Source organism: Acidisarcina polymorpha (genome assembly GCF_003330725.1).
Classification (GTDB): domain Bacteria; phylum Acidobacteriota; class Terriglobia; order Terriglobales; family Acidobacteriaceae; genus Acidisarcina; species Acidisarcina polymorpha.
On record NZ_CP030840.1, the window covers coordinates 1,602,879 to 1,616,582 of the forward strand.

14 protein-coding genes are annotated in these 13,704 nt (G+C 56.5%); 9 read left to right on the plus strand and 5 right to left on the minus strand.

The genetic code is table 11. The features are described from left to right. Window positions 1-6: 6 nt before the first annotated feature. The gene (locus ACPOL_RS07090; RefSeq protein ID WP_114206431.1) at window positions 7-387 is read right to left on the minus strand and encodes a BON domain-containing protein; all 381 of its coding nucleotides are present in this window, start codon (window positions 385-387) and stop codon (window positions 7-9) included. A gap of 316 nt (window positions 388-703) precedes the next feature. Between ACPOL_RS07090 and ACPOL_RS07095 the strand changes: the two genes are divergently transcribed. Both ACPOL_RS07095 and ACPOL_RS07100 read left to right on the plus strand, forming a co-directional pair. Then, complete coding sequence (locus tag ACPOL_RS07095) at window positions 704-2,470, plus strand: electron transfer flavoprotein-ubiquinone oxidoreductase (RefSeq protein WP_114206432.1); 1,767 nt, start codon at window positions 704-706, stop codon at window positions 2,468-2,470. 206 nt (window positions 2,471-2,676) lie between these two features. Next, window positions 2,677-3,705 (plus strand): GGDEF domain-containing protein, encoded by a 1,029-nt coding sequence (locus ACPOL_RS07100; RefSeq protein ID WP_236657295.1) that lies wholly within the window; start codon window positions 2,677-2,679, stop codon window positions 3,703-3,705. Window positions 3,706-3,734: 29 nt separating this feature from the next. On the opposite strand, the gene ACPOL_RS07105 is transcribed toward ACPOL_RS07100, so the two are convergent. Continuing rightward, window positions 3,735-5,519, minus strand: a complete 1,785-nt coding sequence (locus ACPOL_RS07105) for a hypothetical protein (RefSeq protein WP_114206434.1) — start codon at window positions 5,517-5,519, stop codon at window positions 3,735-3,737. After that, on the minus strand, window positions 5,512-6,285 hold the full coding sequence (locus tag ACPOL_RS07110; protein WP_114206435.1) for an ABC transporter ATP-binding protein: 774 nt from the start codon (window positions 6,283-6,285) through the stop codon (window positions 5,512-5,514). The genes ACPOL_RS07105 and ACPOL_RS07110 overlap by 8 nt, the downstream gene beginning before the upstream one ends. A gap of 84 nt (window positions 6,286-6,369) precedes the next feature. On the opposite strand from ACPOL_RS07110, the gene ACPOL_RS07115 reads away from it, so the two are divergent. The 3 genes from ACPOL_RS07115 to ACPOL_RS07125 all read left to right on the plus strand — a co-directional run bounded on the left by ACPOL_RS07115 (window position 6,370) and on the right by ACPOL_RS07125 (window position 9,153). After that, window positions 6,370-6,687 carry a PadR family transcriptional regulator gene (locus ACPOL_RS07115; protein WP_114206436.1) on the plus strand — a complete coding sequence of 106 codons (318 nt, stop codon included), beginning with the start codon at window positions 6,370-6,372 and terminating at the stop codon, window positions 6,685-6,687. After that, on the plus strand, window positions 6,684-8,204 hold the full coding sequence (locus ACPOL_RS07120) for an ABC transporter permease (protein ID WP_114206437.1): 1,521 nt from the start codon (window positions 6,684-6,686) through the stop codon (window positions 8,202-8,204). Before ACPOL_RS07115 ends, ACPOL_RS07120 begins: the two co-directional genes overlap by 4 nt. A 223-nt stretch (window positions 8,205-8,427) precedes the next feature. Next, window positions 8,428-9,153 carry a tetratricopeptide repeat protein gene (locus tag ACPOL_RS07125; RefSeq protein WP_114206438.1) on the plus strand — a complete coding sequence of 242 codons (726 nt, stop codon included), beginning with the start codon at window positions 8,428-8,430 and terminating at the stop codon, window positions 9,151-9,153. Between the two features lie 96 nt (window positions 9,154-9,249). On the opposite strand, the gene ACPOL_RS07130 is transcribed toward ACPOL_RS07125, so the two are convergent. Beyond that, window positions 9,250-10,044, minus strand: a complete 795-nt coding sequence (locus tag ACPOL_RS07130; protein ID WP_114206439.1) for a class I SAM-dependent methyltransferase — start codon at window positions 10,042-10,044, stop codon at window positions 9,250-9,252. 117 nt (window positions 10,045-10,161) lie between these two features. Between ACPOL_RS07130 and ACPOL_RS07135 the strand changes: the two genes are divergently transcribed. Continuing rightward, entirely contained in the window at window positions 10,162-10,800 is a 639-nt protein-coding gene (locus tag ACPOL_RS07135) for an RNA polymerase sigma factor (protein ID WP_114206440.1), read from the plus strand. Next, on the plus strand, window positions 10,797-11,303 hold the full coding sequence (locus ACPOL_RS07140) for a hypothetical protein (protein ID WP_114206441.1): 507 nt from the start codon (window positions 10,797-10,799) through the stop codon (window positions 11,301-11,303). Before ACPOL_RS07135 ends, ACPOL_RS07140 begins: the two co-directional genes overlap by 4 nt. 47 nt (window positions 11,304-11,350) lie before the next feature. On the opposite strand, the gene ACPOL_RS07145 is transcribed toward ACPOL_RS07140, so the two are convergent. Continuing rightward, window positions 11,351-11,719 carry a phage holin family protein gene (locus ACPOL_RS07145; RefSeq protein ID WP_114206442.1) on the minus strand — a complete coding sequence of 123 codons (369 nt, stop codon included), beginning with the start codon at window positions 11,717-11,719 and terminating at the stop codon, window positions 11,351-11,353. A 225-nt stretch (window positions 11,720-11,944) separates the two neighbouring features. Here ACPOL_RS07145 and ACPOL_RS07150 point away from each other — a divergent pair, with 225 nt between their 5' ends. Together ACPOL_RS07150 and ACPOL_RS07155 are read left to right on the plus strand one after the other, a co-directional pair. After that, window positions 11,945-12,808 (plus strand): hypothetical protein, encoded by an 864-nt coding sequence (locus tag ACPOL_RS07150; protein ID WP_114206443.1) that lies wholly within the window; start codon window positions 11,945-11,947, stop codon window positions 12,806-12,808. 134 nt (window positions 12,809-12,942) lie between these two features. Next, window positions 12,943-13,677: an MgtC/SapB family protein gene (locus ACPOL_RS07155; RefSeq protein ID WP_114206444.1), complete on the plus strand. Its 735-nt coding sequence runs from the start codon at window positions 12,943-12,945 to the stop codon at window positions 13,675-13,677. The last annotated feature ends 27 nt before the right edge of the window (window positions 13,678-13,704 follow it).

The window sequence follows — 13,704 nt, forward strand, 5'->3', positions numbered from 1 at the left end:
GGACGCCTACTGGGGCTGGACGGTAATTTGATTGGTCACCTTGTCCGCGCCCGCGATCTGCGCTGCCAGGTCTTGAATCTTCTGTTTTTCATCGTCGGAATGCACGGGCCCTTTGAGAGTGACCGCGCCTTGCCTGACGATGATTTTCACGTTGTGGGCGTACATCGAAAGTTTTTTATCCGCAACCAGAGCTTTGCGGATCTTCGCAGTCATTTGGCGATCGCTGCTGGCGCTGCTTTGCTGATCAGCCGTCGTATTCTGCTGTTTGTTTTGCCCGGAGTTGTCAGGTTGATTTTGAGCGAGAGCGGGTTGAAAGACCGCCAATATCGCCATCAGAGTCAAAGACGTAAGAATGGGACCAAACAGCGTACTCTTTAAATGTTGCATGCGTTCCTCGATGATGCGCTTCGACCTTCTTGTCGCCGCAGGTCGCGGCGATTTAGGGGCATTGGCCCTGACTGATTCGACGGTGAACAAACACTTGCTAAGTCCGGCTGGCATCTCCCCGGTTCGTCGAATTAGGATGTGGCATCAAACTTTGGAGTTGTCTTTTTAAGTTTCCCCAACTCCGATGCCGAAGAACTCGGACTACTTGCCTTCCCTTTCCCCTCTTGGCTTTCCTTTCCCGACTTGCCTTCCCTTTGATTGATCCGCTACAAAAGAGTGCGGTCCAGCAAGGCCAGGGCAGCTGAGCAATCACCTCATGAATGAGATTCATTTTCGTAAACCGATCGACAACATCGATCGTCCTCAGATGGATGCCGATGTCGTCATCGTGGGCGGAGGGCCGGCTGGACTGGCTTGTGCATTGCGCCTTTCGCAGCTGATCGACAACCATAATCTTCACGATCCTGAGGCTCCACTCAGCAAAGAAAACATCTATGTCCTGGAGAAAGCTCGAGAAGCAGGACAGCATTGTCTTTCCGGCGCGCTGCTCGATCCGCGTTCGATGCGCGAGCTTTTACCAGGCTTCGAAGCCGAAGCGCCAATGGACGCCGAGGTCACAAAGGAATCGGTTTTTTTTCTCACCAGGACAGGCCAGCACAAATTTCCGATCGTCCCTCCGCCGCTCCGTGATCATGGCAACTATGTCATCTCCATCAATAAGTTTGTGAAATGGCTGGCTGCGAAGGTGGAGGAAAGCGGCATCACCATCTTCACTGGCTTCGCGGGCGCGGAACTGCTCTTCGATCAGGGCGGAGACGTCGTGGCCGGTGTCCGCACGGACGATAAAGGGGTGAATAAGCAGGGTGAGCGCAAAGCTAATTTTGAACCCGGCTATGACCTGCATTCCAAGGTCACGATCCTGGCCGAAGGGACTCGCGGGAACTGCGCAAAGCAGCTCATCCAGCGCCTTGATCTGGAGGACCCTGATCACGCCCAGACCTACGGCCTCGGGGTCAAAGAGCTTTGGGAGATCCCCGCGGGGCGCATAGCCAAGGGCGAGGTGATTTACACCCTGGGGTATCCGCTGACCACACGAGAATATGGGGGCGCCTGGATCTATGGAATCAGCGATACCGAGATCTCTCTGGGATACGTCACCGGCCTCGATTATCAGGATCCCCGGACTGACCCCAATCACGTCTTTCAGAGCTTCAAGAGCCACCCGTTCATTCGTCGACTGCTCGAAGGCGGCAAGATGGTCCGCTATGGCGCGAAGAGCCTGCCTTACGGGGGATGGCTCACAATGCCACGCCTCGGGGGCAACGGTTGGATGCTGCTAGGAGATAGTGCCAGCTTTCTCAACTCCCAGCGACTCAAGGGCATCCATCTCGCCATCAAGTCGGGAATGCTCGCGGCGGAAACTGCTTATGACGCGCTGATTCAGAAGAAATTCTCGAGTGCTCAACTCGGCGACTATAAGCGCCGGGTGGACGAAAGCTGGATACGAGAGGAACTCTACCCGGTGCGGAACTTCCATCAGGGTTTTGAGCATGGCCTGATCGACGGGCTGGTTAAGGCGGGGGTGCAACAAGTGCTTCGAGGCGGCAATCTTGGACCCGATTTTACCAACCGGGCAGGGTTCGAGAATATGCGCCAGCTCGACACTCTGGGCGAGCATAGCCATGGCCGCGAAGCATTTCTGGGCAATGCGCAGGGAGACGGCAAAATTACTTTCGACCGCCTCACCGACGTCTACTACTCGGGGACCCGCCATGAGGACGACCAGCCTACTCACCTGGTAATAGCTGATCTGGACATCTGCAACACCCGCTGCGTCAAGGAGTTCGGCAACCCCTGTCAATACTTCTGTCCCGCGGCGGTTTACGAGATGGTGGAGGATTCGATCGTGAGGACAGAAGGCGATGCGGGTGGCAATGGCACTCTAGCGAGCTCCGCCAAACGCTTACAGATTAATTTCGCAAATTGCGTTCATTGCAAGACCTGTGACATTGCCGATCCGTACCAGATCATTACCTGGGTGCCTCCAGAAGGAGGCGACGGGCCGAACTACGACGGCATGTAGTACCATTTAACAACATCAAACCCAAGAATGAAATTGAACGCTGGATCACGCTTGGAGAGCATGAGATCCCAGCGACTAATTTCACGGACGATCTTGGCATGCTAGGGATGGCTCGCTTGTCCAGCTTTGTGCCACTTTCAATTGCCTAGGAAATGGCGCAGTCAGGATCCACAATGTCTGGGAAGCCAGTTACAGCAGCGGGCTCTATGGCAGACCTGATGGTCTTCCACGAGATCGCACGCGCGCTCACATCGTCGCTGGATCTTGAATCCATTCTGACGACGATCATGCGGCAGATGCAGCGGTTTTTTCGTCCTGAAACCTGGGCGCTGTTATTGACCGACGAATCGCGCCGCGACCTTTACTATGCGATTGCGGACGGCCGCTACGGAAGTCAGTTGTCCGAAGTGCGGGTTCCTTACGGGCAAAGCATGGCTGGTTGGGTGGCAGAACGGGGTGAGACGCTGATCGTCCCGGAAACCTCGAAACATCCTCTTGCTGAAATAGGAGTTGATTCCCACCTGGGCTTTGAGGTTCGTTCCGCGGTCTGCATACCTCTGCGTTCGCGTCTGCGCACGTTAGGCGTCATCCAGCTCTTTAATTTGCCGCCCGATACATTTTCTGATTACGCAATCTCGTTCCTTCTTGTGCTCTGTGATTTTGCAGCGATCGCGATCGAAAATGCGCGAGCCTTCGAGCGAGTGCAGGAATTGACCATCCTTGATGAGTGCACTGGACTCTATAATCTTCGTCATTTCGCTGAATCGCTGCGGAACGAGATGAAACGTTCGGAGCGGCTCAACCTGCCGATGAGCCTAATCTTTATCGATCTCGATAACTTCAAGCTGGTGAACGATCAATACGGCCACCAGATTGGCAGCCGTCTACTCGCTGCGGTAAGCGGTACGATCAGGTCTCAAGTCAGAAGCATCGATCTCGTTTTCCGCTATGGAGGAGACGAGTTCATCGTTCTACTGCCCGCTACCGGCAAGCGCAAAGCGATTCAAGTAGCGAATCGTCTGCTCTACTCGTTTCGCAATGGACCCCATGATGTTTCGAATGATTTGCATATCGACGTGACCGCCAGTTTCGGAGTAGCCAGCTTCCCCGAGGACGGCAAGTCCGGTCATGAAATCCTTCGCGTCGCCGACGCCCGGATGTACTGGGTGAAAGGTTCGAGCCGCAACGGAATCGCCTTTGATGGAGGCGAGCAATCCCTGGAACAGCCTGCCTGAGTGAGGACCTGCTAAACAGGGGCTCATTCTCAGTATCTCAGTCCTAATCTTTGGGGAAACTCTTCTTCCTCCTCGTCTACCTCGATCAGGCCGAGAAAGTCGGTCACGATTCTGCGGTGACGCCTCAACAGTTCGAAGTGTGCTCCGACGACGAGCGCGGCTACGATCAGCAGGTGTCCCAGGCCCTGTAGAAGCCAGTCTTCCAGCCCCAGAGTTAACAAAACGAGCGGTGGAAAAAGCCCAAAGTATTGGATCAAGACAAAGGCCAGGTTTGTCGTAGAAGCAGGTCGCGCGCCAGTGAACGGAACCATCTTCACGTTCAAAAAGAAGGCGTCGGTCAATAGAAGACAGAGGCTGATGCCGACAAATACTTGAACGCCGGTATTGCTCCAGCCGTTGAACCCGGGCGGAGCGATAGCATGGATCAATGTCACACTTCCCAAGGTGAGTATCAGCGCCCATAGAAGCACCCACCACCTGGTTGCCGTGGACTCATCCCATCCCGGTTTGCCATTGATGACCCGGAATATCCAGTTGACCTTGCGGTCGGCCGGACCGAGAAAAGCCGCTCGTAAACCGGCAATCGTCCAGAAGGCGATGATCGGAATTGCCGCTCGCAAGCCATCAGGCGAGAAGACGAGGCTGATGTGGCCATCGCCCAGCTTTAACATCACCACTCCGGCGATAACCAATGCCATCCCGCCTCCTCCGTACATGGTCAGGTAAACGCGGTAGCGCGGGGTGCGCAGCAGCGTTTGGCTGATGAAGTGAAAGATGGCCCGGCGCTGCGGTATCCGCAACAGCGTCTTGTGAAGTACAGAAGTGAGAGGAATGAGGATACGATTCTGCGTGTTTCGCGGGTCGGCCCCCTCAACGACGTGACGCATCCGGGAACGGTATGCGAACGGATAAAACAGGCTGGCCATTGCAATCATGAAAGCGGTCGCAATCCATCCGGTACGCGCCAGGGTCGCAAATACAGGTAAGGTCGATGAGCCCCTTAACAGGCGCTCGTAAATGCCCAGAAACCAAAACGGCGGAAAATATTGAACCTCACGTCCGCCGGAGCTGAGCAAAGCTTCCAAAAACCTCGAGACGATAGGAAAGATCAGAAGCATCGTCAGCAGCCCAGTGACTGAGAGTCCTTGCAGAAAGGGTGAAATCGTCCTCGAGATTCGTTCTCCGAGCAGCGTCAAGAGAGAGCCCTGGAGCGCCAGGAAAAAGGCGGCAATGAATGCACCACTCATTGTGACCGCAACCAGGTGAGCAAAGAAGTGGCGCGCCAGACTCGGCAAGTCGGCGGAGGCGGGAAAGAATAAGCTCCCCAGTGCGTTTGCGCCGAGCAGAAAAATCCCTAAGAACAGGACCACTGCGGAGACCCGTGCCCAGAATAGCGTCTGGCGTTGGATTGAAAGAGTAGAGAGCACAAAGACATCCAACAGATCGGGGAAGAAAAAGTCCCATACAAAGATCGTGATGGCTCCGATCGCTACGAAGGAATACATCACATAAAAATAGTGGTCGCTTATCTGTAACCAGAATGGCCGGCCGCCTGGATAGTGGTATGGCGGGAAGAGATAGATCGCGACACAAAGCCCGGGAAGTGCTATCGCATAGGCAATCTGTAAGGCGCGCGCCTTGGTCTCTCCGTCCGATGAGGTCGTTTCATTGGTGAAGAAACGATCAAGAAAATGCCGCACGAGAACCTGGAATTGACTGCGCTCTTGCGGATCGCCATCGAACAAGGCAGCTTGGACAGCGAGCGAGAGAACGGGATGCTTGGGCGGTGAGAAGAGCCGCACCCGGCTAAGCATGTTCCACCAGCATGGTTTCGACCAACTCGCGAGCTAACACCTTGGTATCCTGCTGCTGCACCAGTTGAGCGAAGGCGCTTTCAAGATTAGCAAGCTTCATCAGCCTGGTCAGCTCAGAGGGCGCGGTGTCGGCGAGGATCCTACCCTGGGCGATCACCACCACCCGATCGCAGATTTGCTCGACCACTTCGAGAACATGGGAGATATAGAGAATCGCTTTTCCGCTCGCAGCCAGTTGCTGCAGCAAGTCCTTGAAGAGTCGCGCCGAGTCGACATCCAGCCCGGAGAGCGGTTCATCGAAAACCAGCAGTTTGGGATCATGCATGAGCGCCGCCGCGATCAGCACCCGCTGCTTCATACCTTTCGAATATGCGGAGATCGGAGAATGCCGCCAGGATTCGAGGCCCAGCAGGCGGAGCAGCTTGTTGGCTTTGAGCTGGATGAGCGGCTCAGGCATGCCGCGTAAGCGCCCCACCAGCTGAAGATATTCCAAACCGGAGAGGTAGGTGTACACGTGCGCCTCTTCGGGAACGTATCCCAGCTTAGCCCGAAATCCAGCCAGATCGGCGCGGATGTCTACACCTTCGAACAAGACTTTTCCGTCATTCGGCTGGAGAATGCCGGTGATGATTTTGACAGTGGTGGACTTTCCCGATCCGTTGGCGCCCAAGTAGCCAACGATCTCGCCAGTTCCCACCCGGAAGTTCACATTGGCGATCGCCGGAATCCCTCGGTAACTTCTCGAAACGTTGTGCAGTTCAAGCATGATGGAAGCCTCCATTCCTGCCCCCTATGTAGCATACTGTCTTAGAGCTAGTCAAATAGCATGCTACATAGGTAGAATGCCGCCATGGCCGTTGAAGCGAAGCTCTCCCATACCGCTGCCTTGATCCTCCAGGCCATTCACGCCGGGCAGGTTTACGGCTTCAGTGTCATGGAGAGGACCGGACTGCCGAGCGGAACTGTATACACGGCTCTGCGCCGCATGGAGCGCGACGGACTCATCCATTCAAAATGGGAACAGCAATCGATCGCCGACGCAGAGCAGCGGCCGCTGCGCAAGTACTACAAGTTGACCCAGGCCGGCGGAGAGATGCTTTCGGCACTTTATAAGCGGTATCCATTGCTGGAGAGGTTGATTCCTTCGCCGGAGGTGGAAAACGCATGACCAGTCGAGACCTGATCAACTCTCTGCCGGTATGCAGGATCTTGCTGCGGACGGCGGGTCATTTCGTACCCCGAGAGTACCGAACGGAATGGGCAGCCGAATGGGAAGCGGAACTCTGGCACATCCGGAGCCTGGGCGGCTCTGAATCTTCGCTCCGGGGCAGCGGCTATGGATCGCCGGCGCCCGCTGTCTTTTGTCTTGGCGCGTTCCAGGACGCACTTTGGCTAAGACGGAATGACCCGCATTTTGCGCTGCGTGAGCTGGCCCGGCTCGGCTCTTCATCGCGATGCGTTTTGTCCCTCGCAGCCTGGCTGATCACGAGCCTTCTACTTTGTTTCTGGCTGCCGTCTGCCCGCAAGGCGATGCTGCCTTCTCCGTACCCTGGTTCCAATCAGGTAGTACTGATTTCGCCGAGCGGAAAATCTGCTTCGCAGCTTCCCACGATCCGAGTTGCCGACTATCGCGCATGGAAGACCAGCACAAGACATCTGTTTACCGAGCTCGCCTTTTACCAGATGGTCGAGAAGCGAGTTCATCTGGCGCCTCACCAGACGGTTGACCTTTCGATCGTGCGATCGAGCACCAACCTCTTTGAATTGCTAAACTTGCCTTCGTTCTCGCTGGCGCCTGGTCAGAGGCCTGGACTGCTTCTGAGCGAGGCGGCGTGGCGAACCTATTTCAAAAGCGATGCTCGGATTGTCGGACGCCTGGTAGAAGTCGGTGGACTGCAGGTCCGCATAGTTGGCGTGCTCTCGCAGGATCTCTGGCGCTTGCCGGGCCACGCGGACGGTTGGATGATTGCCGAAGGTGATCCGCTGCAAGGCCTTCCTTCCAACTCCAAGGGTTTCGTGCTTGCACATTTACAGCCCTCTGGATTCTCTTCAGACCAGCATCAGATGATCGTCTACCGGGAGAATGGAGACGCCGACCGTTTCGACTGTGTCTCGCTCACACAACAAGCGAGTCTGCCCTTCTCTATTTATCTCTTCACGCTGTTTGTGGCCTGCCTGGCGCTGCCCGCCACTACGCCTCTGCCCTTGGGGGAATACCCTGCCCGCTCTGAATCTCTGGCCTGGCGGATCCGGATCCGGCGATGGCTCTTCCTCGCCTTCAAACTCGCGCTCATCCTGCCGCTCGTGTATTTTTCTTCAGGTGTGCTGGCATATGGCAATTTGTTCTCCGGGATTCGCGCTGTCAACTCCGTTTCCGCGCAGTATTTGCAGCTTGGCAGTTCCTTCTTAGGTCTGCTTTTCGCCTTTCGTTGGGCGTTGCGCGACCAACGCAGCCGCTGTCCAGTGTGCTTGCGCAGGCTCACCAATCCGGCTCGGGTGGGAGAAGCATCAAGGAACTTCCTGGCATGGAATGGCACCGAATTGATCTGCTCGGGTGGACATGGGCTGCTCCATATCCCCGAGATCCCAACCAGCTGGTTCAGCACGCAACGCTGGCTCTATCTGGACTCATCCTGGAGCAGCCTCTTTTCCGACGTGTCTGTCGCCTCTGCAGGAGCGCTCTAGCGTCGCAGAACGACAATAAGCGACCGCGAGCTTTGACCATCTCTCTCGACCCACTTTGACATCTATCTCGACGGTGGTGCAGAGGAGGATGCAGACTGACTGCCTTCACAGGGCGAGGTTTGACCCTCAGACTTTCACTCTGCTACCCTTGGAGGGTTAAGCAGTAGCAAGCCAATGCTCGCTCGCCTGCCATCCCCCGCCAGAAAGTTCTTGAAGGAAATTCGTGGACACACAGACACGTCACGCGCTTAAAGAGGATAAATTTGTTCAGGCCACGACCACTGGGCTGAGCTGGATCGAGTTGCACCGCAACACGGTGATCCGCGCCAGCATTGCGTTCGTCGTCGTGTTGGCTGCCGTCATCGGCGCCACCGCATACTATGAGCACCGCAGCGCTGAAGCATCGGTGGCCCTCGGCCAAGCGCTTGAGATCTACAACTCGCCTCTTCGCCAGCCAGGCGAGCCAGAAGACGGGAGCTACAAGACGATCGCTGATCGTGCCAAAGCGGCCAATCAACAGTTCACGGATGTAGCCAACAAATACGGAAGCCTGGAGGCGGGCCGTACCGCACGATATTTTATTGGGCTGACCGATATCGACCTCGGGAAGCCTGGTGAAGCGGAGACCAACCTGAAGCAAGTTGCTAATTCTTACCACAAGGACTTGGCATCTCTGGCTAAGATCGCCCTGGCAGGCCTCTATGTTCAGACAGGTAAAACGGCGCAAGCTATTGATCTTTATAAAGAAATAATCGCCAAGCCGACCGACACAGTGCCAGCCTCCGCGGCGCAACTGCAGCTTGCACAGGTATACGAAAAGACCGACCCCCAGCAAGCAAAGCAGATTTACGCGGTGCTCAAGGACAAGGATAAAGCCACCGCCGCCGGTCAGATCGCTTCCCAGAAGCTGAATCCCGCGGCCGCATCGCAGCAGCAGCCTCCCCTTTAGAAGGAGGCTCATTCGGGAAGATGTTGTCCGGTTCGCCGCCTGACACTGTGGTTTGGGAGAAAAGGTTGCTCTACCACGCGTGCCCGAGCAACCTTGTCAGTCCGCGAAATCAGGCTTCTCTCGAACCGGATAACCGAGCAGATACGTGACCGGAAGAAATCCTCGGCGCTCCTCTCCCATGTGCCATTCATAGACTTTCGCCAGCGGCTCTACCAGCTCTTCTAATTCCTGGCGGGAATAGGCGCGCAGGCAGGAAACCATTCCGTCGTAGAAGAGGACGAAGGGGACCACGGGAATCACATAGGTCCAGAACAGCCGCGACCACCGGAATGGCCGGATCGACGGCGCCAGCAGCCATGAAATCGCCGGCAGGAGACAGATAGTTAACATCGTCTTGGGCGAACGGCGAGCCACTTCAAAAGTGCCGAACCCGCGGCGGCATCGCACCGCGTCCTCCAGTACCTCGCGGGCCCGATCCGGGCCAAAGTGATGGAATGACGAGAAAATTGTTCGGAAGCCGCGCAGGTCGGCTGGAATTCGAGTGGCGTCGATGGGTGTTGGTTCGTACTGAAGCATCTGTGTAGTAGCTCTTGCCTGTTCGAATGCGCCCTGATTCGGATACTTGTCAGTAAGCCTCACCAGAATCTGGGAATCTTGTTGCTGCAGATCGAGCTCACGGGCAAGCCTTGGCCAGGGACCGCCTCCGCCCGAGCAAAGATCGAGCACCTCGCGGGTACCGGCGTACTTCATGCTCTGCAGCAGCCGGGCCAGGATCGGTTCATAGGAGTTTCCGAAATTCCAAAGAGACTGCAGGGCATCCGTGACCAGGTCTCGCAGAAAGTTCGGGAACTTTGGGTGATCGTGAATTTCCTGAAGTTCTAAACGGCGCATGAATACTCTTCCTTCGAAACTCAGTGTCCTCAGTGTAGATGCGGTGAATGCGGCGAACTGAGGTGCTCGTATCGGGGGCAGTGCTTGTATCGGGGCCCTGTTTTGGCGGAACATGGGATGAGCGGAACCTTAGCCGAGTTCGTCTTTCTAGCAGCTATGAGTTCCTCAGAAGGACAAATCGTTGGCTGGATGCACGTGAATCCTATGGTCGCCGCACCAGCGGACTCTCTCAACGAAGTGGATTCAGGGGAAGCGATAGCAGCGCTTGTCTCCCAATATTCCAACACTCTTTACCGCGTTGCCTATTCGATCACCCGCAATTCTGCAGAGGCCGAGGACGCCGTGCAGGAAACATTTCTGCGGGTGCTCCGACACCGGGAGAAACTTGGGGAGATCCGCGACCACCGGGTGTGGCTGGTGCGAATCACCTGGAACGTGGTGCTTGACCGGAAACGGCGCACCAAGACTCGCCCGGAGACAGAAGATATAGCCGATCTGGTGCGAACTCTACCCGCAAACAACCCCACTTCTGAACGAACGGCCATCTCGTCCCAGGAACACGCGCGCATTCTGGCGTTGATCGATCAGCTTCCCAAGAAGGAGAGAGAGGCGCTGCTGCTTTCCGCCGTAGAGGAGCTCTCGACCGCTCAGGCCGCCGCTGTGCTTAACACGAGCGAGTCGTCCGTACGTTCCCGAATCTTTCGCGCTCGTCATCAACTTGCCGCTCTGCTCGACAAAGAAAGGATCGCTCGATGAAAACGAGGCCATCCATACAATCTCAAAGCCCTCAATCTCAAACTTCTCCGGAGCGTTATTCAGCCGAAATCGATGCCGCTCTCCGGGTTTACGCTCACGCAGCTCCCCCGAGCGGTCTGGAGGCGAGCGTCAAAGCGAGAATCTCCGCGGCTTGCGGCGAGAGTCTGCGCGGAAAGCGAGTACCCACCATGGTTTTGCTGCGCCGTTTTTCCGTGGGTGCTCTAGCAACCGCCGCGGCCGCTCTTATGGTTGTCGGCACTCTCCAGCATTCAGAGCGCCGTCTTCCACCCCGGTTAGCGGTCCATCCTGCTCAAAGTGGAGGCTCGATCACCTCAGGAAGCATTCACGTGCCAACTCGCTCGATGCCCGATCAAGCGACGATTGATCCAGCGACCCCACGCACACCGCCGCATAGCCGGGCGACGCTCTCTCGCACCCCGAGTCGCCATCCTGCGGGATCGGCGGTGCCGCGCTCGCCCTATCCAGCCGAAAAGCAACAATAAATGCTGCGCTTCAGAGGGCTGCGCTTCGATTCGAAACTGAGAGTACATTAGCGCTCGACCCGAGGACTCCTCGTGCTGTCTGGAGTCAAAGCGGAAAACAGCATTTGCAGCAATGCCAAGACGATCGCCCCAATGAACGCCGCGCCAAAGGTCGTGACGTAGAATCCCGCGACCACTCCACTGGCCAGCTTCAGGATGAAGGCGTTGATCACCAGGAAGAATAGGCCCAGGGTGAGGATGCCTAGTGGCAGGGTAATCAACTTCAGAAAGAACCCCAGCGTGGCGTTCAACAATCCAATCACAATAACGGCAATCAGCGCCGCCCCCAGCGTGTTGACCTGGAAGCCGGGCACAATCCGCGATACGATCAGGAGCGCAATCGCATTTAGAATCCAATGAAGAAGCAGACGGAGCATGGGTATAGTTCCTTTCTCGGCACGCGCTTCGTGGTCCCATCCGGTCTCTCCATTCGGGGCCACGAAGCGTCTAAACGTTATCCAGGTACTCTAGCAGTTAGTCCACTTTCGAAGTACGTTCTGGGCGAAGCGTCGTTGTCAGCCTGCTGTTTGGCAGAAAGATCCGTCTCTTAGCGAGGCGCTGGCATTACGAAACGCTTACCCGGAACTGATAAGACTAGTTGAATGAACATACGTCTTCTCTCCACGTTTCTGGCAGGATCTCTGGCTGCAACTACCCTGCTGCCGGCGCAGCAACACGCTGCGGCGCCGTCGGCGCCGGATGGTTCGATTCCTGATATCAAGACGCTTATGTTGCAGGTACAAGCGCACCAGCGTCAGTTGGATCAAGTCCGCGAAAACTATACGTTCCGAGAGGTTATGCAGACTGATGATCTCGATTCAAATGGCCAGGTTAAGAAGACCGAGACCGAAGAATACGAGGTCTTCTATGTCAACAGTCATCATATTCAGAGACTCGTCAAGAAAAACGGAAAGCAGCTCAGCGCCGATGAGCAGAAGAAGGAACAGGATCGAGTTACTAAGGAGGTCGAAAAGGCCACGAAGCTGGAGCCCGGCAAGTCTTTGAATGCCGATCAAATCTCCATCACTCGCATTCTTGCCATCATGAAGGTTTCCAATCCGCGCCGAGTTGCGCTCAACGGACGCCCGACCATCGCCTTCGATTTCGTAGGCGATCCGCATGCCCAGACCCATGGCATGGCTGAGGATGCTTCCAAGAAGATCGCCGGCACCCTGTGGGTGGACGAGAAGGACAGAGAGGTCGCCAAACTGACCGTTCACTTTGACGACAACTTTCACGTTGGAGCGGGTATTGTCGCCACCGTGCAAAAAGGCTCCTCCTTTGAATTCGAGCAAGCGATCGTCAATAACGAGCTGTGGCTCCCGACCTCCGGGGAAGCGCATCTGACCGCCCGTGTTCTGCTGGTCAAAGGCTACCGGCAGAATATGCACTTCAGAGACAGCGATTATCAGCGCTTCCACACCGACGCAAGCCAGCAAGCAGGAGCAACCATCCATACCCCGTAGATCGATCCCGATCTCAGCTCTATGAATCAATCACCACGGACCTGCCGATCTTTGAAGCCCCACAAAATACCCCGGAATAACCTTCCTTAAGGCACAATGGGAAGGGTTGACCCGGTGAGCCGACCTGATTGCCCATGAGAGACCCTTGGCTCTACTGGTGGACGGACTCCGTTCCCCTGCTCCACCAAAGCACCTTTCCCCGGCTGCTGCTGGCGCTCTGTCTCGGCGCGATCATTGGCGCGGAACGCCAATGGCGGCAGCGTGCCGCCGGCCTGCGCACCAACACCCTGGTTTGCTTCGGCGCGGCCGCATTCGTCGACCTCGGTTCTACGGTCGCACCCGGGAGCACCCAGATCATCGCCTACGTCGTCTCCGGGGTGGGTTTCCTGGGCGCTGGCGCCATCATGAAAGACGGCGGCAATGTGCGCGGACTGAACACCGCGGCGACGCTATGGTGCTCGGCAGCGGTTGGAGCCTGTGCTGGCGCGGGCGAGATGCTCGACGCTTGTTTTGTGACGGCGATGCTGATTGGCATCAATATCGCCATGCGCCCGCTCTCTCGTTCCATTGACCGCCGTTCGCTGGCGGCACTCGACACCCACGTCCTTTATCGGCTGCGTTTGCTTTGCCCCGCCGAACACCAGGTCGACGCCGAATTCCAGTTGACCCGGGCCATCGCTGCGCGCTCCCTGGCGCTGCGCGATTTGCGAGCCGAGCCCGTCGACGAGACGGATACCTTTATCGTGCAGGCCCTCGTCGAGTCTTCCACCCGCGATCCGCTCCTGCTGAATAAGGTGGCCGACGAGATGCGAGCCTTTCCGTGGATCAACTCGATCGATTGGACGGAAACTGAATCGGAGACGGAATAAGGCTGGAACAGAGCAGCAGTAGATTCA